Annotated in this window: 17 protein-coding genes and 1 tRNA gene; 12 read left to right on the top strand and 6 right to left on the bottom strand. The window is 68.6% G+C overall.

Translation table 11 applies throughout. The features are described 5' to 3' along the window. The first annotated feature begins 4 nt into the window (after positions 1-4). Entirely contained in the window at positions 5-910 is a 906-nt protein-coding gene (locus AUL34_RS02620) for an ABC transporter permease subunit (protein WP_061930779.1), read from the top strand. Then, positions 910-1,728 carry an ABC transporter permease gene (locus tag AUL34_RS02615; RefSeq protein ID WP_061930776.1) on the top strand — a complete coding sequence of 273 codons (819 nt, stop codon included), beginning with the start codon at positions 910-912 and terminating at the stop codon, positions 1,726-1,728. Before AUL34_RS02620 ends, AUL34_RS02615 begins: the two co-directional genes overlap by 1 nt. 156 nt (positions 1,729-1,884) lie before the next feature. Here AUL34_RS02615 and AUL34_RS02610 read toward each other — a convergent pair whose 3' ends face one another. The 5 genes from AUL34_RS02610 to AUL34_RS02590 form a co-directional block, all read right to left on the bottom strand. After that, positions 1,885-3,096: a hypothetical protein gene (locus AUL34_RS02610; RefSeq protein WP_061930773.1), complete on the bottom strand. Its 1,212-nt coding sequence runs from the start codon at positions 3,094-3,096 to the stop codon at positions 1,885-1,887. A gap of 42 nt (positions 3,097-3,138) precedes the next feature. Next, positions 3,139-5,022: a hypothetical protein gene (locus tag AUL34_RS02605; RefSeq protein ID WP_061930769.1), complete on the bottom strand. Its 1,884-nt coding sequence runs from the start codon at positions 5,020-5,022 to the stop codon at positions 3,139-3,141. Between the two features lie 127 nt (positions 5,023-5,149). Further along, positions 5,150-6,829 carry an iron ABC transporter permease gene (locus AUL34_RS02600; protein ID WP_061930975.1) on the bottom strand — a complete coding sequence of 560 codons (1,680 nt, stop codon included), beginning with the start codon at positions 6,827-6,829 and terminating at the stop codon, positions 5,150-5,152. A gap of 94 nt (positions 6,830-6,923) precedes the next feature. Then, positions 6,924-7,970: a Fe(3+) ABC transporter substrate-binding protein gene (locus tag AUL34_RS02595; protein WP_061930765.1), complete on the bottom strand. Its 1,047-nt coding sequence runs from the start codon at positions 7,968-7,970 to the stop codon at positions 6,924-6,926. A 386-nt stretch (positions 7,971-8,356) separates the two neighbouring features. After that, positions 8,357-11,395, bottom strand: coding sequence for an ATP-binding protein (locus AUL34_RS02590; RefSeq protein WP_061930762.1), 3,039 nt, complete (start codon positions 11,393-11,395; stop codon positions 8,357-8,359). A 241-nt stretch (positions 11,396-11,636) separates the two neighbouring features. Here AUL34_RS02590 and AUL34_RS02585 point away from each other — a divergent pair, with 241 nt between their 5' ends. From AUL34_RS02585 to AUL34_RS02570, 4 genes are all read left to right on the top strand, one after another. Further along, positions 11,637-12,125, top strand: a complete 489-nt coding sequence (locus AUL34_RS02585) for a phasin family protein (RefSeq protein ID WP_061930759.1) — start codon at positions 11,637-11,639, stop codon at positions 12,123-12,125. Positions 12,126-12,206: 81 nt separating this feature from the next. Beyond that, positions 12,207-12,283: transfer RNA gene (locus AUL34_RS02580), tRNA-His, on the top strand. A 376-nt stretch (positions 12,284-12,659) separates the two neighbouring features. After that, positions 12,660-13,622, top strand: a complete 963-nt coding sequence (locus AUL34_RS02575) for an ABC transporter ATP-binding protein (RefSeq protein ID WP_061930756.1) — start codon at positions 12,660-12,662, stop codon at positions 13,620-13,622. Then, positions 13,619-14,380: an ABC transporter permease gene (locus AUL34_RS02570; protein WP_061930753.1), complete on the top strand. Its 762-nt coding sequence runs from the start codon at positions 13,619-13,621 to the stop codon at positions 14,378-14,380. Before AUL34_RS02575 ends, AUL34_RS02570 begins: the two co-directional genes overlap by 4 nt. Positions 14,381-14,475: 95 nt before the next feature. Here AUL34_RS02570 and AUL34_RS02565 read toward each other — a convergent pair whose 3' ends face one another. Then, the gene (locus AUL34_RS02565; RefSeq protein WP_061930750.1) at positions 14,476-14,859 is read right to left on the bottom strand and encodes a hypothetical protein; all 384 of its coding nucleotides are present in this window, start codon (positions 14,857-14,859) and stop codon (positions 14,476-14,478) included. Positions 14,860-15,184: 325 nt separating this feature from the next. Between AUL34_RS02565 and AUL34_RS02560 the strand changes: the two genes are divergently transcribed. The 6 genes from AUL34_RS02560 to AUL34_RS02535 all read left to right on the top strand — a co-directional run. Then, complete coding sequence (locus AUL34_RS02560) at positions 15,185-16,243, top strand: sugar phosphate isomerase/epimerase (protein WP_061930747.1); 1,059 nt, start codon at positions 15,185-15,187, stop codon at positions 16,241-16,243. A 13-nt stretch (positions 16,244-16,256) separates the two neighbouring features. Continuing rightward, the gene (locus tag AUL34_RS02555; RefSeq protein ID WP_061930744.1) at positions 16,257-17,435 is read left to right on the top strand and encodes a Gfo/Idh/MocA family protein; all 1,179 of its coding nucleotides are present in this window, start codon (positions 16,257-16,259) and stop codon (positions 17,433-17,435) included. A 141-nt stretch (positions 17,436-17,576) separates the two neighbouring features. Continuing rightward, the gene (locus AUL34_RS02550; RefSeq protein ID WP_061930741.1) at positions 17,577-19,136 is read left to right on the top strand and encodes a sugar ABC transporter ATP-binding protein; all 1,560 of its coding nucleotides are present in this window, start codon (positions 17,577-17,579) and stop codon (positions 19,134-19,136) included. Next, positions 19,133-20,131, top strand: coding sequence for an ABC transporter permease (locus AUL34_RS02545; protein WP_061930737.1), 999 nt, complete (start codon positions 19,133-19,135; stop codon positions 20,129-20,131). Before AUL34_RS02550 ends, AUL34_RS02545 begins: the two co-directional genes overlap by 4 nt. 77 nt (positions 20,132-20,208) lie before the next feature. Then, positions 20,209-21,156, top strand: a complete 948-nt coding sequence (locus tag AUL34_RS02540; protein WP_061930734.1) for a substrate-binding domain-containing protein — start codon at positions 20,209-20,211, stop codon at positions 21,154-21,156. Positions 21,157-21,283: 127 nt separating this feature from the next. Continuing rightward, positions 21,284-21,479: Rrf2 family transcriptional regulator (locus AUL34_RS02535; protein ID WP_192845677.1), on the top strand; the 196-nt coding region annotated here is incomplete at its 3' end.

Here is a 21,479-nt window from a genome sequence, read left to right as displayed (position 1 = left end):
TGATATGGCCGGCAGCTCCAAGACGCAGGGCGGGTGGTGGCGGGGCGCGGTGATCGGCGTGCCCTATCTCTGGCTCGTCGCGCTCTTCCTCGTTCCCTTCGCGATCGTCCTCAAGATCTCGCTGTCGACGACGACGATCGCGCAGCCTCCCTATACGCCGGTCTTCACGGCGGAGAGCTGGGCCGCGTTCGTGGCGGCGGTCCGGGGCTTGAGCTTCGACAGCTACCTGTGGCTCGGCGACGATCCGCTCTATCTCGACGCCTACCTCTCGTCGCTGCGGATCGCCGCGATCTCGACGGTGCTGGCGCTTCTGGTCGCCTATCCGCTCGCCTACGCCATGTCGCGCGCGTCGAGCACCATGCGCCAGATCCTGGTGATGCTGGTCATCCTGCCGTTCTGGACGAGCTTCCTGATCCGCGTCTACGCCTGGATCGGCATATTGCGGAACGAGGGCTACCTCAACCAGGTCCTCCTTGGGACCGGCCTCGTCTCGACGCCGCTCGAGATCCTCAACACCGAGACGGCCGTCTATATCGGCATCGTCTATTCCTATCTGCCCTTCATGGTGCTGCCGATCTATGCCAGCCTCGAGCGGCTGGACCATCGCCTCCTGGAGGCGGCGAGCGATCTTGGCTGCACGCCGCTGCGCGCCTTCTGGAGCGTGACCTTCCCACTGTCGCTGCCCGGCGTCCTGGCGGGTGCCTTCCTCGTCTTCATCCCGGCCGTCGGCGAGTTCGTGATCCCCGATCTTCTCGGCGGATCGCAGACGCTGATGATCGGCAAGACGCTCTGGGACGAGTTCTTCGCCAACCGCGACTGGCCGGTGGCCTCGGCGGTGGCGGTGCTTCTGCTTCTCGTGCTGGTGATCCCGATCACGCTGTTCCAGCGCGTCCAGGCGAGGATCGACTGATGCGGCGCGGGTTGTCGTCGTTCAACGTCGTGTCGCTGGTGGCGGGCTTCGGCTTCCTCTACCTGCCGATCCTGCTTCTCGTCATCTATTCCTTCAACGCCTCGCAGCTCGTCACCGTCTGGGGCGGCTTCTCGACGCGCTGGTATACGGCGCTCGCCGGCAATCGCCTGTTTCTCGACGCGGCCTTCGTGACGCTGCGCGTCGGCATCGTGTCGGCGACGCTGGCGACCGTGCTCGGCACGCTCGCCGCGCTGGCTCTCGTACGCCACAAGCGCTTCCGCGGCCGCCTCCTGTTTTCGGGCATGGTCTTCGCGCCGCTCGTCATGCCCGAGGTGATCACCGGCCTGTCGCTGCTGCTCTTGTTCGTCGCCATCGATTTCGACCGCGGCTTCTGGACGGTGACCCTCGCCCACACGACGCTCACCATGTGCTTCGTGGCCGTGGTGGTGCAGTCGCGGCTGGTGTCGTTCGACCTGTCGCTGGAGGAGGCCGCTCAGGATCTGGGCTGTCCGCCGTGGAAGGCGTTCTTCCTCATCACCCTGCCGGTGATCTGGCCGGCGGTGGCGGCCGGCTGGATGCTCGCCTTCACGCTGTCGCTCGACGATCTCGTGATCGCGAGCTTCACCTCGGGACCGGGCGCGACGACGCTCCCGATGCGCATCTACAGCCAGGTGCGGCTTGGCGTGACGCCCGAGATCAACGCCATCTCCACCATCCTCATCGCGGTGGTGGCAGTCGGCGTCGTGATCGCCTCGCTTCTCACCAAGCGCCAGGAAGTCCGGCGCTTGCGCGACGAACGGCTGGCCGCCGGGACCTGACCCGTGGAGCGCGTATCGCAGGTCCGCCGGGTGGGCCCAATGGCGCCTTCCGCCGGATGTTGCGGGATGGGTGCCGTTGGGCTCGACGGTGCCTGACGCTTCGCTAGCCGAGGCGATCCCCTGCGGATCCTGCGCCGGCGCTCCGGCGCAGCCGTCTCAGGGCTTGCAGGCGCAAGCGTCGGCGTGCGCCGTCGCGATGGCACCGAAGGTCGCCTCCAGCGCTGCCGGCAACGGATGCGAGGGCTCGCGCTCGGCGGCCAGGAGATAGTCCAGCGCTTCGAGATCGGAAAGCGCACGCACAAGATCGGCGCGCTGGTTCGCGTCCGCTTGGACAGGCGCGGCTGGGCCGAGGAGACGCGGGCGCAATTCGGCCAGAAGGCGCAAGCTCGCCCTCGTGTCGGGGCGAGCCGGACCGATGACGGCGATCGCCCCCGTGCTGACCGGGTCGGTACCGGCGATGGTGGAACTGCCCAGCGCCCCCGCGGCGTCGGCGCGGGTGCCGAGATCGCGAACCGTGCGGGCGATGTCCTCCTCGCTCGCCAACGCGTCCGACGCCTTCAGCGGCGGAAGATCGGGATCGGAACTGCCTTCCGAGACGCGAATGTCGCCGCGATTGGCGACCCGCATCGCCGGCCCATACACTTCGTTCCCATCAAGCCCGACGCTGGTGCGCAGGTTCGTGGCGACCAACGCGTCGCCGGGACGATCGCTGGGCGCGAAGCGGGGGAGGGGGGCGGGACGCAGGGCGGCACGAGCCGCGATCAGGCTGGACCGGGCGGCCTCGCGCTGGGCATTCACCTGCGCGGCGAGCCGGTCGGGCGACTGGCCGATCCGCGCTGCCTGCGCGCGCAGCGTTTCGAGATAGGCGTCGATCCCGCTGCAGAGATAGGGGGTCTCCTTCTGGGAGAGGAAGTCGCCGAGATCCTCGCGGATGCGGGCGGCGATCCAGCGGGCGTTGGCATCGAGCGGGCCGACCGTACGCCCTCGTGCCTTCGCGAGCGCGGCCGCCGTGCGGAGCGCGGCACTGTTGTCGCCGGCCTGGGCCCGCCCGGACGGCGGAAAGAGAAGGGTGCCCGGCAACGTCTCGTCCATCGGACCCGGCTCGACGCCCGTTGCCGTCTTCAGCGCGGCGAACGCGCCTTCGCGGATCGCTCCGAAACGGGCATGGAAGGCGGCCGCGCATTGGGCGGGCGTTTGGCGCCGTGTTTCCACGTGCCTCGTCTGCGTGACGCTCGGGGTGCGTGCGTCCTGTCCGGCGACCACCACGGACGAGGCGGCGGCGGCTGGGCCGGCGAGGATCGACGAAGCCGCAAGAGCGTAGAGGAAGGCGCGCGCCGCGACAGCGGAGGAGCGGGTCGTTTCGGCCATGGGCGTCTGGTTCCCGGGCAAGGAGGCACCCCGCCCGCCGGATCAGATCGGCGCCTCGGGCGCGTCCACGGTCATGACCGGGCGGGGCCATTCTCCCCGTATCGTAAACGGAATGGGTTGAGAGGAAGTGAACGCGGACCCCGTTCCCGATGCCTCGACCACCGTGGGCTGCGAGGTGCCGGACAGGTTCAGGCGGCGCGTGTGGACGTCGAACACGCCCTGTGCCTCGCTGGTGCCCGTGCTCGTGGTCATGACGAGGGTCTCCAGACGCATGCGCAGTCCCGTGCCCTGAAGGGAGGCGGTGAGGGTCCGGAAGCCTTCGGCGGGCGAGCCGGTCGTGGCCTCGATCTCGTGCCGGCCGGGCGCGCGCATCAGCTCTGCCGGAAAGCCGCGCAGCCGGCCGTCGGTGACCCGCAGATTGAGTGCCGTCCGTCCGCTGGTGAGGAGCTCGCCCCAGCTCGCCGCCGGGCTCTGGAGCGTCAGATCGAGATCCGCCGAGCCCGTCGAGACGGGGAGCGGGACGACCGACAGGGCGTCGATATCAGCCATGCTCACCGCCGACAGGCGGAGGCTGGCATCCAGCATCGGATGCCCGTTCGTCGGGCCGAAGCGTAAGCGAAGGCCGCCCCTGCCGCCCAGTGCCGCCATGTCGCCGATATCAAGCGTGCCGGAACCGGCCACGACCTTGATCGCGGCTGCCACCTCGGTGGCCGGTACCGGACCGAGCTGGGCGCGCTGCGCGGAAAGCCGCAGGTCGATGTCGAGATCACGCCCGAGATCGAAGCTCACGGGACGCTGAAGATCCAGGATGTTGCGCGGCACGGGGGCGATCGCCTGGAAGGCGCGACCGAGGTCGAGATTGGCGAAGGCGAGGGTTCCCGACAGCGACCGGCGCCGCGCCGATCCCGAAAGATCGGCCTCCATGGCGCCGCGCGCCTGGTTGCCTCCGAGATCGAGCTGCACGGCGCCGAAATTGACCCGTTCTCCCGACAGCTCGATCCGCGTCTCGAGGGCCAGGGCGCCGAGATCTGGCACGGACGGCTCACCCAGCCAGCGCGCGGCGCGCGACAGCGAGGGCGTCGCCAGCCGCAGGACGCCCGACAGGCGCAACGGTCTGGCGCCCGACCCGTCGCCCGAAAAGCCGATCTCGCCCGACGGCGCCGACAGGACGAGACGCAAAGGGCTCGTTTCCCCGTCGAAGAAGGGGACGGGGCGGTCGATCTGCCCCTGCACCTTGGCCGGCTGCCCGTTCCAGACGAAGCTGCCGGACAGGCTGGCCGGCGACCCGTTGCCCGCCCAGCGGAAGTCGAGGTCGGCGCTGGAGACCGCACCGTCCATGCCGGGCAGACGAACGAGGCCGTCGCGCAGCCGCAACTCGTCGAGCCCCTGGAAACGGTCCAGCAGCGCGCGCAGGGTTTCGCGTCCGTCGGCAGTGGCGGGCAAGGGGGCCGTGGATGTCGGCGCGGGCGGCGCGGGAGCGGCCGAGACCCCCGCCGACGAAGGGGCGGGGTCGGCGGGGCCGAGTTCCGGGCGCACCAGCGTCACCCGGCGGATGTCCGCACGCCCCGCCAGGGCGTCCAGCAGGTTGAAGTCGGCCTCCAGGCGGTCGACGTCCAGCTGGAGGGGGGCTCCGTTCGACACGGTCAGCGCCCGCACGTCCGACAGGATCACGCTCGGGCGCGGCAGAAGGGCGAACTCGGCGGTGCCGGCGACGGCCACCGGTGCGCCGACGAGCCGGCTGAGTCGTGCCTCGATCTCGGCCTGAGCGGTTGGCAGGGTGAGCGAAAACGTGGAGAACGCCGCGACGATCCCGCCGGCCACGACCAGCGCCAGCGCACCCCCGATCGCCAGGGACCGCTTGACCTTGCGGCGGCGCGGGCCCGTGTCCGTCGGGACACGAGGAGACGGATCGCGCGCTGGGGTCAAGAACGGCCTTTCGGATGGCGGAATCAGACGGATGCGGCGCGCTGTCGGTGACGGCCGGGAAAGCGTTGTTTCGCACCGAATTGTGCCGGAGGGAAGGCGTTGGCAAGCCTGGCTTGCGCGAGCCTTGTCAGTCGTCCCGTCGATCCTGCGTTGCCGCCAGGCTGCGCGTCAGCACGATGACGGGCAGGATGCCGGTCGCCACGATGAGGAGCGCGGCGATCGCTCCGTCCTCGAAGGCGGCGCGCGAGGCCTGAGCATAGACGAAGGTCGCCAGCGTGTCGAAGTCGAACGGGCGCAGGAGGATCGTCGCGGAAAGCTCCTTGGCGGCCTCCACGAAGACCAGGAGCAATGCCGTCAGAAGGGCCGGGCGCATCAGGGGCAGGAGGACGCGTCTCAGCGTGCCGCCGGGCCCGTGGCCGAGCGCGCGCGAAGCCATGTCGAGATGGGGCGAGAGCTTGGCGAAGCCGTTGTCGAGCGAGCCGTGGCCCATTGCCATGAAGCGCGCGGTGCATGCGAAGACGATGGCAAAGCCCGATCCCGACAGGAGGAGTCCCGTCGAGACCCCGAACCACTCGCGCATCCGGGCGTCCAGCGCGTTGTCGAAGGCCGCGAAGGGCACGAGGATACCCATGGCGAGGATCGTGCCCGGCACCGCGTAGCCGAAGGCGGCGAGGCGCGACAGGAGGCGGAGAGGCCGTGCGTTGCTGAGGCGGATGCCGTAGGCGACGAGGAACCCGATGGCGACGGTCAGGAGCGCCGCCGCCCCGGCCACCGCGACGGTGTTCTGGAGCGCGCGCCACAGTTGCGGATCGGCAAAGTCGTCCGGCCGCCGCCACGCGTAGCTTCCAAGGATCGCGAAGGGCACGCCGAAGCCGGCGAGGATCGGAAGCAGACAGGCGAGGGCGGCGGCCCAGCCCTTGAGGCCCCGCAGCCGGTCCGCGCCGGCCCGCACCGTGTCGGCCCGCGCCGTCGAGAAGCGTTGGCGGCGCCGGGCAAAGCGTTCGGCCCAGAGAAGGGCGAAGATGACGGCGAGCATCAGAAGCGCGATCTGCGTGGCGCCGGCAAGATCCCCGCGATTGAGCCAGGTGGCATAGACGGCGAAGGTGAGGGTCTGGACGCCCAGAAATTCCACCGCGCCGATGTCGTTGACGGTTTCCATCAGCACCAGCGCCACACCCACCGCGATCGCCGGGCGGGCCATCGGCAGGAGCACGGTGAGAAGGATGCGCAGGCGCCCGGCGCCGAGCGTGCGCGCGACGTCGGATGCCTTGCGCCCCTGCATCAGAAGCACGAGGCGCACGGTCAGGAAGACATAAGGATAGAGAACGCTGGACAGCACCAGCACCGCGCCGCCGGGGGACCGGATGTCGGGGAACCAGTAGTCGGACCGCGCGGTCCAGCCGAACAGCGACCGAAGACCGGACTGAACGGGCCCGACATAGTGCAGGAGCTCGTTGAAGCAGTAGGCGGCGATATAGGTCGGAACGGCCAGCGGCAGGACGAGCGCCCAGGCGAAGATGCACCGGCCGGGAAAGCGGAAGCTCGTCACCAGCCAGGCGGTGAGGGTGCCGACGGTCGCCGTCGCGAGACCGACGCCCGCCATCAGCATCAGCGTCGTCCCGGCCGCGCGCGGCAGCACGGTGCGCGCGAGATGGCTCCAGTTGTCGGCCGTGCCACTGAGCGCGATCACGGGAAGCGACAGGACGGGCAGCGCGACGAGAACCCCGAGCGCGATCGCCGCGAGAAGGAACAGGCGCTCCGATCCCATCGCGCGGCGAAGAGCCGGCGCCGCGCCCTCGTGTTTCATCGAAAGCTCGCTCACCACGGCGTCGTCCGCAGTCGCACGATGGAGAAGGCGGCCCGTTCAGCCGCCCGCGCCTCGATCGGGTTCGGCCGGGTGATCAGGACTTCGGGCCGTTGTCGAAACCGACCTCGTCGATCAGCTCGGACGCACGAGCCCGGTTCGCGGCGATGTCGCCGAGCGACAGCGTGTCCGGCTTCAGCTCGCCGAAGCTCTTCACGGTCTCGGATACCGCGACGCCGTCCTTCAGCGGGTATTCGTAATTGACCTCGGCGTAGATGCGCTGCGCCTCGTCGGTGGTCAGGAATTCCATGAACTTGACCGCGTTATCGCGGTTGGGCGCGTGTCTGGCGAGGCCCATGCCGGAAATGTTGACATGGGTACCGCCGTTCTCGAAGGTCGGCAGGATCACCTTGATCGCCTCGGCCCATTCCTTCTGCTCGGGCTCCTTTTCGTTGTTGCGCATCAAGCCGACGTAATAGGTGTTGCCGATCGCGATATCGCACTGGCCGGCCGCGACGTTGCGGGCCTGATCGCGGTCGCCGCCTTCCGGCGCGCTCGCCAGATTGTCGCGAAGACCCGTCAGCCATGTGCGCGTCGCCTCCTCGCCGTGGTGGGCGAGATAGGCCGCGACGAGCGCCACGTTGTACTGATGCTGGCCGGAGCGGATGCAGATCTTGCCCTTCCACTTCGGGTCGGCGAGCCCTTCGTAGGTGAGGGCCTCGTCACCGACGCGCTCCTTGGAGGCGTAGACGACACGCGCCCGCGACGTGAGGCCCGACCATTCCTTGCCCGCGTCGCGGAACGCGGCCGGGATGTCCTTCTCGATCACCGCATCGTCCAGCGCCTGCAGCACGCCCGCCTGCTTGGTGGCGTCGAGACGTCCGATATCGACCGTCAGCACGACGTCGGCGGGCGAGTTCGCCCCTTCCGCCTTGATGCGCTCTTCCAAACCCTTCTCGATGAAGATCGTCGCCGTGGTGAGGCCCGTCTCCTTCGTGAAGGCGTCGAGCAGCGGCTGGATCAGGGCGGGCTGTCGCGAGGAGTAGATGTTGACATCCGCAGCCTGCGCGAGGGTCGGGCTTGCGACAGCCAGCATGCCGACACCCATCGCAAAGGCCGTGCGGCTCGAAAGAAGCTTGGTCATCCTCAGGTCCTCGGGGCACCGCACGCGTCGCGGCGGGTTCGCAGTAACGGGAAGGCGGAGCCGGGTGGCCTGCCTGGCGCGACTGCGAAACTTGCACGACGCAGTCCGGTTTTCGATGCCGCAGACGGTCACGGGAATCAAGACGAAAACGCAGTAACGTTCCGTTGAGCTATTACGTTGGAATCGTTCCAAAAGTAACGCGCGAACCGAGTTCTTGCGAGAACCGGCATTTTGCACCGGCAACGCCCATCAGAACTCCGCCGGCTGGCCTGCGATGCCTGCGGATCGGACGGCGTCTTTATGCGATGAGCGCCGCTATCCCGCCCGGTTTCCTTGCCCGACGCGATCCGGCGCCCGGCGTCAGTCCGGAGCCCTCAGTCGTGGCCCTAGTCGGCCAGAACGCGCTGGGCGGGGAACACGATCTCCACCAGCGTTCCCTCGCCCGGTGTGGAGGCGATGGAGAACTGCGCCCGGTTCGCCTCGGCCATGGCCTTGGTCAGCGGCAGGCCGAGCCCGGTGCCTTCACCCCGTTCGTCACGGCCGGCGTTGACCTGCTGGAACGGGGTCAGCGCGATCTCGATCTCGCGTTCCGTCATGCCGATGCCCGAATCGCGGAAGCGCAGGGCCACCTCGCCGCCCGCGCCATAGTGCGTCGAGGCGACGATCTGGCCGCCGGCCGGCGTGAAGCGCACGGCGTTGGCGATCAGGTTGAGCGCGATCTGGCGCACGGAGCGCCGGTCGGCGACGACGCTCGGCACGGTGGCCGGCAGCACCGACCGCACGATCACCCGCTCCCGGTTGGCCTGCGGTTGCATGAGCGAGACGACCTCGGCGACCACGTCGTTGAGCGAGACCGCCTCGAAGGCGAGATCGACCTTGCCCGCCTCGATCTTGGAGATGTCGAGGAGGTCGTTGACGAGATCGAGCACGTGATGGCCCGAGCGCTTGATGTCGCCGAGATATTCGAGATAGCGCTCGTGGCCGATCGGGCCGAAGCATTCCGACGCCATGACGTCGGCAAAGCCGATGATGGCGTTGAGCGGGGTGCGCAACTCGTGGCTGATATTGGCGAGGAAGCGGCTCTTGTGGAGGCTCGCGTCCTCGGCCAGCCGCCGCGCCTCGATCAGGTCGGTCTCCGCGCTCTTCCACTGGGCGATGTCGCGGATCACGACGCACCAGCCCCGCCCCTGGCTGAGGCGGCCGAGCGTCATGAAGAGCGGGATCGTGGCCTCGCTTCCGGCGACCCGGGCCTCGACCTCGCGCCCGTCATTGAGGATCGAGGCGAGACCGTTGTCGCGCAGCGTTCCGATGTAGTCGGTCAGCACCCGGCGGCTGTCCGCCGCAAGAAGATCCTGCAGCGGCAGGCCGGCATAGGCTTCGGGCCTGAGGCCGAACAGCGCTTCGGCGGCGCCGTTCATCTTGCGCAGACGCTCTCCCTCGTCGAGGAGAAGGATACCGTCGGTCGCCGTGTCGAGCACGGCCTGCAACTCCTCCACCTCGCCCTGGAGATCGAGGAGGATCGGGGTCATGTCCTCGTCCGGCTCCGCCGCCACGGGCGGGAAGGACATGAGAAGGCAGGAACGCCCCGCGACGCTGATGCGCTGCAGATGCAGGCGGGCGCGCTCGAACGAGCCGTCGGCGCACAGGATCACCGCGTCCTCGTCGCCCGTTCCCGAGCCCGAGGTCTGGACGAGGTGGTCGAGGCCGCCCGCCGCCTCCAGAGCGTCGAGATCGTCGTAGCGCGTCAGCGAGAAGAACCGCCGGTTGGCGAAGATCAGCCGCTCCTGCATCTGCACGAGGACGGCCAGCGGCAGGGCGTCCAGCATGTCCTCCAGCTCCTGCACCGGCAGGAGCAGGGTGGCGCCGTCGGCCTCGGCTTCGCTCGCTTCGATGTCGGGAGCGGGCTGCCGGGCAGTCGCCTGCCGCTCGGGCTGGCTGGCCGGGGCGCGCATTCCCAGCTTGGCGCCGATCGCGCGGAAGGCGGCCGCCTCGGTATTGGACAGGTTGGCCTCGCGACGCCGGCGCTCCGCCGCCGTTTCGCTGGCGGGGGCAGGGGGCGCCGGGCGGCGACCGAAGGCCGGCGCACCGTCTGCGCCGGATCGCTCGGCCGGCTCGGCTGCCGCCTCAGGCTCGACTTCGGGCGCATCGACCGGAATGGCGCGCTCGGGCAGGGCAAGGGCGAGGCCGATTGCCGCCGGGTCGTCCTCATGCTCGGCCGGGCGCACCACGCCGAAGCCCCGGAACCCCTGGAACTCGCGATCCCGGCTGTAGATCGGCAGGCCCGCCAGATCGATCGGCGCGCGCTGATCGGTCCCCTCCAGCGGCCACAGGATGGTGCGGCCCGACCAGGTGTCGCGGCGCAAGAGCAGGCGCTCGATCTCGCCGGAATCGTCGAAGCCGAAGACGCGCGCGACATCGGCGAAAGGGCGGCCGATCACGTCCGCGGCGCGCGGCCCGACCGTTGCGGCAAACTCCGGCGAAAGCTGCGAGAAGCAGGCTTCGGCGTCGGTCTGCCAGACGAAGCGCACGGGTTCGGCGTCCAGCGCCGCACGGAACGGGCCGGCGGAAGGCGTGGGCGCCGCCGACGCCGTGTCGAGCGGCTCGGGAAGAGGGGGTTGGAAGAGGGGGGGCGCCGTGTCCGGTGCGGGCTCGCCGGCCATCGTCGCCGGTTCGGCCGCCCCGTCTTCGAGCGCCATGTCGGTCGAGGACGCCTCGTCGTCGCCGGCGAGCGCTTCGCTCTCCCGCGATACGGTTTCGTCCTCGATCTGAGCCGCGGTATCGTCCGTCGCGGCTTCGGATGGCTCGACGGGATCGGCCAACGCCTCCTCGGCGTCGACCGCTTCGTCCGGCATGTCGATATGAATCAGCACGAGCGACTCGCCGACGCGCGCAAACGACAGGGCGCCGGCCTCGTCCTCCACCACCAGCCGGTCTTCGTCCGCCAGAAGGAACTCGCGGCCCTGCACCGCGAGAAGCGAATGCTCGTCCTCGGGAAGGCGGCGGGTGGCCGCCACGATGCCGTTCCGGTTCACCACGCAGGCGAGCCCGTCCGACACGCCGGCATCATGCAGGAGGTCGGCCGCCAGTTCTTCGGCGGGCACGGCTTCGAGGCCGAGCTTCATCGAAAGAAGGGCGAGATGCGTGCCGCCGGCCGTGATCGCTTCCAGTCGCGCAAGCAGCGCCTTGCCGAGGCCGCTGCCTTGCGGCGGGCGCAGGAGAAGCTGCGTTCGACCCTTGCCGGCAAAGGCTTCGCGCGCCGAGCGGATCTGCCGCATGACGTCGTCGTCTTCGGCGCATGCGTCGTCGCAACGCCCGAACAGGCGGCTGCCGGCGCGGTTGGACCAGAGGACGGCCGAGAGGCCGGCGTCCAGCACCGCTACGGCAGAGCCCGCCGAGGCGGCGGCTCGGACGGACTTCAGCGCCATGATGTCGAGGGCGGACGGAATGGCCTCGGCTCCCAGGAACGTCGATCGGTTACCGATCCGTTAATAAGGCCCCTCGGAGATCAAATCCAGAACTTCGGGCCGCTGCCGCGCGCCAAAGCGGGCGCAGGGTTAATGGGCCTGCGTGTTTCTGCGCGCGGCCCTGTTCGTTGCCTACGCAGGCCCCTAGTTTCTTCGGTGCGGGCTATGGATCCGCCATCGTCCGGCTGAGGAGAACGCCGACATGTCCGATACCGAGAACTTCAACTCCGGAGATCCGGCGCGCGACGCCTTCGACAGCGCACAGCGCGCGCAAGCCGCCTTGGGGCTCGATCCGTCCAAGATGGGCGAGGCCTTCCGCACGATGACGCAGAAGTCGATCGAGCAGTCCAAGGAAGCCTATGCGCGCATGAAGTCGGCGGCCGACCAGGCGACGCAGACGCTGGAGGCGACGATCGAGAACGCCCATTCGGGTTCGCTCAACCTGACCAAGCGCGCGCTCGAAGGCATGCGCGCCCAGGCCGAGATGAACTTCGCGCATATGGAGAAGCTCGCGTCCGCCAAATCCATGGCCGAGTTCATGGAACTCCAGACGAGCTACATGCGTCGCCAGGTCGAGATGGTCGCCGACCAGGCCAAGGAGATGCAGGCCCTGTCCCAGAGCGTGGCGCAGGACGTCATCCGCCCGGGGCGGGACGCCGCCCAGAAGGCCACCGGACAGGATCGTTTCTGATCCCACCCCGCCTCGGGCGCCGATCTCGCGCCCGAGGCTTGCCTTTGCCCGCAAAATTTTCTATTGCGGGCCCGTCGGCATGCGGTTGTAGCTCAGTTGGTTAGAGCGTCGGATTGTGGCTCCGAAGGTCGGTGGTTCGAACCCACTCAACCGTACCACCGATTTTTCCGGGATATCGATGCCCCTGTGGCCACTTGCTGAAATGCAGCTGGGGTGTTGTGGCCTTTGACTGAAGCTCGGGGCGCTGACCTTTTTCGCGGGTGAACGACGCCTTGTGAACAAAGCTCGGGGTGTGTTCCTCGGGAATGCGACGCGTTGCCAGGGCCTTGGGCATGCGGCATGCGATGTCGACCGGTCGCCCGTTGCCTCTTCGGGTTCGCGGGAATGCGTATGCGCTGACACGTTGATGGGCGCGCCGCATCAGGCATGGCCGACGGCTGCACATCCGCGTGGATCGAGCTACGGGCCTTGTCCAAATCGCAAGCCGCCCGAATTGTCCGGGCGATCGGCGCGCTCGCGCCGGACGGAGAGCCCATGCTGAACCCGACCACCGCACCCGTCCCACTCGCGCCGCAGTCCATTCTTTCGATCCGGGGGCTCTCGAAGTCCTACAGCGGCGGCCCGCGCGTACTCGACGACATCAACCTCGAAATCGCGCCCGGCGAGATCTTTGCCTTGCTCGGCCCCAACGGCGCGGGCAAGACGACGCTGATCAGCATCATCTGCGGCATCGTGAACCCCGGCGAGGGCACGGTCAGGGTCGGTGGCCACGACGTCGTGCGCGACTACCGCAAGACGCGTTCGCTGATCGGGCTGGTGCCGCAGGAGCTCACCACCGACGCCTTCGAGACGGTGTGGGCGACGGTGAGCTTCAGTCGCGGCCTGTTCGGCCTTCCCGCGAACCCTGCGCATATCGAGCGGATCCTCCGCCAGCTCTCGCTATGGGACAAGCGCGACGCCAAGATCATGACCCTGTCGGGCGGCATGAAGCGGCGCGTTCTGATCGCGAAGGCGCTCAGCCACGAACCGCGCGTCCTGTTTCTCGACGAGCCGACCGCGGGCGTCGACGTCCGGCTGCGGCAGGACATGTGGCAGGTGGTGCGCGAGCTGCGGGCGGGCGGCGTGACCGTGATCCTCACCACACACTATATCGAGGAAGCCGAGGAGATGGCCGATCGGGTCGGTGTCATCCGGGGCGGGCGCATCGTGCTCGTCGAGGAGAAGAGCGCTCTGATGCGCAAGCTCGGCCGCAAGGAAATGGTGCTGACCCTGCAGGAGCCGCTTGCCGCTGTGCCGCCGGCGTTCGGCCTCTACGACCTGTCGCTGTCGGGCGACGGCAGCGAACTCACCTATGTCTACGATAGCCAGAGCGAGCGGCCGGGGATCAGCAGACTGCTGGAGGACCTGTCCGTCGCGGGCATCCGTCTGCGCGATGTGACGACGCGCCAGAGCACGCTCGAGGACATCTTCGTCAGCCTCGTGGAGACGCGCTCATGAATGGTCACGCGATCCGCGCCATCTATCTCTTCGAGATGGCGCGCGCCTGGCGCACGCTGCTGCAGAGCCTCGTCGCCCCGGTCATCTCGACCTCGCTCTACTTCGTGGTGTTCGGCTCGGCCATCGGCTCGCGCATGGATGCGATCGAGGGCGTGTCCTACGGCGCCTTCATCGTGCCGGGCCTGATCATGCTCTCGCTTCTCACGCAGAGCATCTCGAATGCCTCCTTCGGCATCTACTTTCCGAAGTTCACGGGCACGATCTACGAGATCCTGTCGGCTCCCGTCTCGGCCATCGAGGTCACGATCGCCTATGTCGGCGCGGCGGCGACGAAGTCCGTCATCCTCGGGTTGATCATCCTGGCAACGGCCGCGCTCTTCGTGCCGCTGCGCATCCTGCATCCCGGCTTCATGCTGGCGTTTCTGGTGTTGACCGCCGTGACCTTCAGCCTTCTCGGCTTCATCATCGGCATCTGGGCGGAGGGGTTCGAGAAGCTGCAGATCGTGCCGCTCCTGATCGTGACGCCGCTGACCTTCCTCGGCGGGAGCTTCTACTCCATCTCCATGCTGCCGCCCTTCTGGCAGACGGTGACGCTGTTCAACCCGGTGGTCTATCTCGTCAGCGGTTTCCGCTGGAGCTTCTACGGCACGTCGGATGTGGGCGTCGGCATCAGTCTCGCCGCGACGCTCGGCTTCATGGTCCTGTGCATCGTCGGGATCTGGTGGATCTTCCGGACCGGCTGGCGCATCCGCACCTGACCGGCGCCTCAGGGCGCTGAAGGCGCCTTGCGGAAAACCCGAACACAAAAAGGCCGCCGCACCGGAGTGTGGCGGCCTTTGTTCGGACAGGCGGATCAGTTCGCGGGAGCGACCGAATCATCGCCGGCACTCGTGCCCGGAACCGGGTTCGACGTGTCCCGACGGACCGGAACCGCGTCGCGCGGCACGACCACCGTGCTGGCCGCCTCGGCGGGGATGGCGGAGCCGATACCGGACGTGTTGCCGGGAACGGGGATCGAGCTCGTCGCCGCGTCGGTGGTGGCCGGCGGCGCGTCGCGGCCGGTGACGACCTGCGAGGCCTCTTCGGCGGGGACGACGCTACTCAACCCGGCGCTGCTGCCGGGGACCGGGCTCGGGCTCGAGTTCTGGGGGGTGTCGACCGAAGGGGCCGACTGCGCGAAGGCTGCGCCGCCCGACAGAGCCAGAGCGGAAACGGCGGCGATGATCGTGAGCTTCATGAAGGTATCCTTTCTTGTTGCCCCATGAAGGCGCCGGGCCCTCTCCGCGTTCCGGTCGTGCACAACAATTTGATGGGAAACCTTTCGGCGGAAACCAGGATCGGCTGGTGCGCCTTCGGAACCGATCCGCCAAGCGGTGATGCGCGTGTCGCGTGTGCACCGTCGCATGACGGGTGGGAGGCCGGGACGAATCATGCCATCGTGCGCCCGCGCCGGCCGGGAGGAGACGGTCGCGCGGCGCCGTATGCCTGCCGTTCCCCGTCCCTTTGCGGACGCGTGGTCCATCGGCTTGCTCCGGGGTCTGAATAGTTGGGGAGGGATCGCTTTGAAGACCATCAAGGGGCCGGGCATCTTCCTGGCGCAGTTCGCGGGCGACGCCGCCCCGTTCAATTCGTTCGACGCCATCTGCGGCTGGGCCGCCGGCCATGGCTACAAGGGCGTGCAGATCCCGACCTGGGACAACAGGCTCTTCGACCTGAAGCGAGCCTCGGAATCCAAGGACTATTGCGACGAGATCGCAGGCGTGGCGGCCGGTCACGGCCTGGCGATCACCGAGCTCTCGACGCACCTCCAGGGCCAGCTCGTCGCCGTGCATCCCGCCTATGACGAGGCCTTCGACGGATTTGCGGCGCCGGAGGTGCGCGGCAAACCGGCCGCCCGGCAGGAATGGGCCGTGGATCAGGTGAAGCGCGCGCTCACCGCCTCGCGGCATCTTGGCCTGTCTGCGCACGCCACCTTCTCGGGCGCGCTGGCCTGGCCCTTCGTCTATCCCTGGCCGCAACGGCCGGCGGGCTTGGTGGAAGCCGCCTTCGACGAACTGGCGCGCCGCTGGCGACCGATCCTCGACCATGCGGAGACCCAAGGCGTCGACGTCGCCTACGAGATCCACCCGGGCGAGGACCTTCACGACGGCGCGTCCTACGAGATGTTCCTGGAGCGGGTCGGCAACCACGCACGGGCGAACCTTCTCTACGACCCCTCGCATTTCGTGCTGCAGGGGCTCGATTACCTCGCCTATATCGACATCTACGCCGAGCGCATCCGCGCCTTCCATGCCAAGGACGCCGAGTTCAACCCGACCGGGCGCCAGGGCGTCTACGGCGGCTTCCAACCCTGGGCGAACCGGGCAGGCCGCTTCCGCTCGCTCGGCGACGGGCAGGTGGATTTCGGCGGCGTCTTCTCCAAGCTGACGCAGGCCGGCTTCGACGGCTGGGCGGTGCTCGAATGGGAGTGCGCGATCAAGCATCCGGAGCAGGGCGCGGCCGAGGGCGCACCGTTCATCGCGGCCCACATCATCCAGGTGACGGAACGCGCCTTCGACGATTTCGCCGGCGCCGGAACCGACGAAGCCGCCAACCGCCGCATGCTCGGCCTGGACGCTTAAGGAGAACCGGTCGATGGCCATCGAGGCAGGCAAGGGACACGAAGGCGGCGCGCGCCGCATCCGGCTCGGCATGGTGGGCGGCGGGCAGGGCGCCTTCATCGGTGCGGTGCACCGCATCGCCGCACGGCTCGACGATCGCTACGAGCTGACGGCGGGCGCGCTGTCCTCCGATCCGGAGCGCGCCCGCGCCTCCGGTCAGGCGCTCGGGCTCGAGCCGGACCGTGCCTATGCAAGCTTCGCGGAAATGGCGAAGGCGGAAGCCGCGCGCAGCGACGGCATCGAGGCCGTTGCGATCGTCACCCCCAACCACATGCACGCGCCGGCCGCCAAGGCGTTTCTGGAAGCCGGCATCCATGTGATCTGCGACAAGCCGCTCTCGGTGTCCGTGGCGGAAGCCAAGGAACTGGTGGCCCTTCGCAAGCGCACGGGCCGTATCTTCGCGCTCACCCACAACTACACCGGCTATCCCATGATCCGGCAGGCCCGGGCCATGGTCGAGGCGGGCGAGCTCGGCGACATCCGCCTCGTGCAGATGGAATACGCGCAGGACTGGCTCACCGAGCGCGCGGAAACCACCGGCTCCAAGCAGGCGGAATGGCGCACCGATCCCGCACGCTCGGGCGCCGGCGGCTGCATCGGCGACATCGGGACCCACGCCTACAATCTCGGCCGCTTCGTTTCCGGCCTGAAGACGCGCGAACTGCTGGCCGAGCTCTCCACCTTCGTCGAGGGACGCGCGCTCGACGACGACGTCCGGGTGCTCCTGCGCTTCGAAGGCGGCGCCAAGGGCATGCTCTGGGCGAGCCAGGTCGCGGTCGGAAACGAGAACGCCTTGCGGCTCCAGGTCTACGGCACGAAGGGCGGGCTCGAATGGAGCCAGGAGAACCCCAATCAGCTCTGGTTCTCCCGGCTGGGCCAGCCGAAGCAGCTCCTGACGCGCAACGGCGCCGGCGCTCTGCCCGCCAATGCCCGCATGTCGCGCGTGCCGCCGGGCCATCCGGAGGGGTATCTCGAGGGCTTCGCGAACATCTACTCGGAGGTGGCGGCGGCGATCCTGGCTGCGCGCGAGGGGGGCGAGCCCGACGCCGCCGTCACCTATCCGAGCGTCGAGGACGGCCTCGACGGCATGCGCTTCATCGAAGCGGCGGTGGCCTCCTCGCGAGGCGGCAGCGTGTGGACACCGGTCGGTTGATGGCCACGCGTTGACGGTTGTGTGAACTCGCGCAGAACGATTGATTTAGTCCGACAAATCGACAAGCTTGCGCGGCAGGACGGACGGGCGGACGAAGGAACCTGGGAGGGTTCTTCCGCAGTCTTCCGGGGAGGAAATGAGATGGCGGATCTCGTGAAGGGAGCCGGCAACGGCGCGCCCATCGCGATCGCGGCCGAGGGCGTATCCAAGTCGTTCGGGCCCGTCGAGGTCCTGAACGACATTCGCTTCGACTTGGCGGCGGGCGAGGTCCACGCCATCATCGGCGAGAACGGCGCCGGCAAATCCACCCTGATGAAGATCCTGGCCGGCCATCTCCAGCCGACGGGCGGCCGACTTGTTCTCAAAGGAGAACCGGTGCGCTTCTCCGGGCCGGTGGAGGCGGAGCGACGCGGCGTCGTCCTCGTGCACCAGGAAATCCTGCTCGCACCCGATCTGACGGTTGCGCAGAACATCCATCTCGGACGCGAGGTGCGTCGCGGCCTCACGCTCGACGATCGCGGCATGAACGCCTCGGCCGCGGCAGCGCTCGAGGGGCTTGGAGCCGCCATCGACCCGCGCGTGCGCGTCGGTGCCCTGTCCATCGCGCAGCGTCAGCTCGTTCAGATAGCCCGCGCGCTCCTCGTGCCGCACGACGTGGTGATCTTCGACGAGCCGACCGCATCGCTCACGCCGCATGAAACGGAAGCGCTCCTCAAGGTCATCGATGCGATCCGCGCGCGAGGCATCGGCGTTCTCTATATCTCGCACCGCCTGCCGGAGGTGAAGCGCCTGGCCGACCGCGTCACGGTGCTGCGCGACGGACGGCAGGTCGGCACCAATGACGCCGCCGCGCTGGAGCCGGCCGACATGGCGCGTCTGATGGTGGGACGCGACGTCTCCAAGCTCTATCCCGATCGCGCAAGCGAGCCGGCCGGCGCGCCGGTTCTGGCGGCGGAGGGCATGCGGGTGCCGGGCTATGTGCACTCGGCCGGCTTCACGGTGTCGAAGGGCGAGATCCTCGGCCTTGCGGGTCTCGTCGGCGCCGGGCGCACCGAGCTTCTGGAGGGCGTTCTCGGCCTTCGTCCGGCCGAGGGCACCGTGCGGCTCGACGGCAAGCCCGTGCGCTTTCGCGACGGGCGCGACAGCATGGACGCCGGCATCGTCTACCTCAGTGAGGACCGCAAGGGTAAGGGCCTGCTGCTCGGCCAGACCCTGCGCACCAACCTGACGCTGGCCGCGCTCGACCGCTTCGCCAGCGGCCCGCTGCTCCAGCCCGCCCGCGAGGAGGAGGCGCTGACGTCGGCGATCCGCGACTTCGACATCCGCACGCGCCGGCGCGACCTTCTCGCCGGACAGCTTTCGGGCGGCAACCAGCAGAAGCTGCTGCTCGCCAAGATGATGCTTCTGAACCCGCGCGTTGTGGTCGTCGACGAGCCGACGCGGGGCATCGACATCGGCACCAAGGAGCAGATCTACCGCTTCCTCGCGGGGCTTGCCGCCGAGGGGCGGGCGGTGATCGTGATCTCGTCCGAGATGCCCGAACTCATCGGCCTGTGCGACCGCATCCTCGTGATGCGCGAGGGAATCGTCGCCGGCGAGGTGTCGGGCGAGACGATGACCGAGCGGGACATCGTGATGCTGGCGACCGGCGCCGGCGAGAAGGAAGCCGCCCTGGCGGTGGAGGGAGCTGAACCCGCATGACCGACGCCGCTTCGGCCGCACCCACCCCCGCGCCGCGCCGCGAGATCGATCTGAGGGCCGTCGCGCCCTTCGTGGCGCTCGCCGCGCTTCTCGTCTTCGGCGCGCTGGTCAATCCGAACTTCCTCGGGATGGACAATCTCTCCAACGTCGTCACCCGATCGGCCTTCATCGCCATCATCGCGGTGGGCGCGACCTTCGTGATCTCCGCGGGCGGGCTCGACCTCTCGGTCGGCTCCATGGCCGCCTTCGTCGCCGGCACGATGATCCTGTTCCTGAATTCCGCGCCCGTGGACGGGGCGGTGCCGACCATCGCGCTCGGCATGGCGATGGCGCTCGGCGTCGGGGCTCTCTGCGGCCTGGCCAACGGGCTGATGACGACGCTCGGCCGCATCGAGCCCTTCATCGTCACGCTCGGCACCATGGGCATATTCCGCGCCCTGACGATCTGGCTGGCGGAAGGCGGCTCGATCGCGATGCGCTCGCAGGAACTGCGCGCCGCCTATCGTCCGGTCTATTTCGGCAACCTGTTCGGCGTGCCCTATCCGGTGATCGCGTTCCTGGCCGTCGCCGCGATCGGCGCCTTCATCCTGTATCGCACGCGCTTCGGCCGCCATGTCATGGCGGTCGGCTCCAGCGAGGACGTCGCGCGCTATTCGGGCATCCGCGTCAACCGGGTGCGCACGATCACCTACGTCATCCAGGGCCTGTGCGTGGCCGTTGCCGTCCTCGTCTACGTGCCGCGCCTGGGCGCCGCGACGGCGACCACCGGCCTTCTCTGGGAACTCCAGGCGATCACCGCCGTCGTGATCGGCGGCACGGCGCTGCGCGGCGGCGTCGGCCGGGTGTGGGGCACGATCTGCGGGGCCCTGATCCTGGAACTCGTCGGCAACATCATGGTCCTGTCGGATCTCGTCAGCGAATATCTTATCGGTGCGGTGCAGGGGGCGATCATCATTCTGGCGATGCTGATCCAGCGCTCCCTCGTGCGGCGATGAGAAGGCCAAGCGGCGCCCTGTCCGGGGCGCGCCGCCCGGGCCACCAACGAAAGCTCCGGCACTCGGGAGGAACCCTCATGAAACGCATCGTCGCCGGGCTCGCGGCTCTCGCCGTCCTGTCCACCGCCGGCCTCGTCCAGGCCCAGGACAAGAAGCTCACCATGGCCGTCTCGATTCCCGCCGCCGACCACGGCTGGACGGGCGGCGTCGTCTACCATGCCGAGCGCGAAGCCAAGCTCCTCGAGGAGCGCTATCCCGGCCTCGACGTCGTGGTGAAGACCTCGCCCGACGGCGCCTCCCAGGCCAATGCGCTGGAGGATCTGACGGCCCAGGGGATCGACGCCCTCGTCACCCTGCCGCACAACTCGGACGAGCTGACCGATCCGATCCGCCAGGTAAAGGAGAGCGGCGTCTTCGTCACCGTGGTCGACCGCGCCCTGTCCGATCCCACCATCCAGGACCTCTACATCGCGGGCGACAACCACGGCCTCGGCAAGGTGGCCGGCGAGTACATGAAGAAGCGCATGACCGAGGGCGGCGACATCGTCGTGATCCGCGGCCTGCCCATCGTGATCGACGAGGAGCGCCAGAAGGGCTTCGACGAGGGGATCGCCGGTTCGAAGGTCAACGTCCTCGACCGCCAGTTCGGCAACTGGTCGCGTGACGACGCCTTCAAGGTGATGCAGGACTACCTCGCCAAGTACCCCAAGATCGACGCGGTCTGGGCGCAGGACGACGACATGGTGGTCGGCATCCTGGAGGCGATCGCGCAGAGCAACCGCAGCGACATCCAGTTCGTCGTCGGCGGTGCCGGCATGAAGGACATGATCAAGAAGGTGGCCGACGGCGACAAGATGGTGCCGGTCGACGTGCTCTACCCGCCCGCGATGATCGCAACGGCCATGGACCTGACGGCGGCCGGTCTCTTCGACCAGAACCCGGTGCGAGGCAACTACGTGCTCGACGCGACGCTGGTGACGAAGGAGAACGCGCAGGAGTTCTACTACCCCGATTCGCCTTTCTGATACGGATGGCGCAGCGGCATCGGCCGCTGCGCCCCCCTATCGCCATCCATCGACGCTGGAAATCAGGTGCGGGGCGGACTACCTGTCAGGGGCACCCGACCCGCGTCCCGCCAACGAAGTCTTTTCCATGTTGACGATGAAGGGCAAGTACGGCCTCAAGGCCATGCTGCATCTTGCCGAACTCCCCGCGGGCCAGCGCGCGCTCTCGGAGGAGATCGCAAGGGCCCACAACATTTCCAAGAAGTTCCTCGACACCATCCTCGGCGAACTGCGCGTCGCCGGCATGATCCATGCACGCAAGGGGCGGGGCGGGGGCTACACGC

This window comes from Aureimonas sp. AU22, assembly GCF_001463745.1.
Lineage (GTDB): Bacteria > Pseudomonadota > Alphaproteobacteria > Rhizobiales > Rhizobiaceae > Aureimonas.
This window is presented reverse-complemented; position numbering and strand designations above follow the sequence as displayed.

Coding starts and splice junctions, on each gene's coding strand:
- AUL34_RS02585 (WP_061930759.1), top strand. CDS start 11,637: ATGTCCGATACCGAGAACTTCAACTCCGGAGATCCGGCGCGCGACGCC.
- AUL34_RS02610 (WP_061930773.1), bottom strand. CDS start 3,096: ATGGCCGAAACGACCCGCTCCTCCGCTGTCGCGGCGCGCGCCTTCCTC.
- AUL34_RS02620 (WP_061930779.1), top strand. CDS start 5: ATGGCCGGCAGCTCCAAGACGCAGGGCGGGTGGTGGCGGGGCGCGGTG.
- AUL34_RS02570 (WP_061930753.1), top strand. CDS start 13,619: ATGAATGGTCACGCGATCCGCGCCATCTATCTCTTCGAGATGGCGCGC.
- AUL34_RS02555 (WP_061930744.1), top strand. CDS start 16,257: ATGGCCATCGAGGCAGGCAAGGGACACGAAGGCGGCGCGCGCCGCATC.
- AUL34_RS02590 (WP_061930762.1), bottom strand. CDS start 11,395: ATGGCGCTGAAGTCCGTCCGAGCCGCCGCCTCGGCGGGCTCTGCCGTA.
- AUL34_RS02565 (WP_061930750.1), bottom strand. CDS start 14,859: ATGAAGCTCACGATCATCGCCGCCGTTTCCGCTCTGGCTCTGTCGGGC.
- AUL34_RS02545 (WP_061930737.1), top strand. CDS start 19,133: ATGACCGACGCCGCTTCGGCCGCACCCACCCCCGCGCCGCGCCGCGAG.
- AUL34_RS02615 (WP_061930776.1), top strand. CDS start 910: ATGCGGCGCGGGTTGTCGTCGTTCAACGTCGTGTCGCTGGTGGCGGGC.
- AUL34_RS02600 (WP_061930975.1), bottom strand. CDS start 6,829: ATGAAACACGAGGGCGCGGCGCCGGCTCTTCGCCGCGCGATGGGATCG.
- AUL34_RS02540 (WP_061930734.1), top strand. CDS start 20,209: ATGAAACGCATCGTCGCCGGGCTCGCGGCTCTCGCCGTCCTGTCCACC.
- AUL34_RS02550 (WP_061930741.1), top strand. CDS start 17,577: ATGGCGGATCTCGTGAAGGGAGCCGGCAACGGCGCGCCCATCGCGATC.
- AUL34_RS02575 (WP_061930756.1), top strand. CDS start 12,660: ATGCTGAACCCGACCACCGCACCCGTCCCACTCGCGCCGCAGTCCATT.
- AUL34_RS02595 (WP_061930765.1), bottom strand. CDS start 7,970: ATGACCAAGCTTCTTTCGAGCCGCACGGCCTTTGCGATGGGTGTCGGC.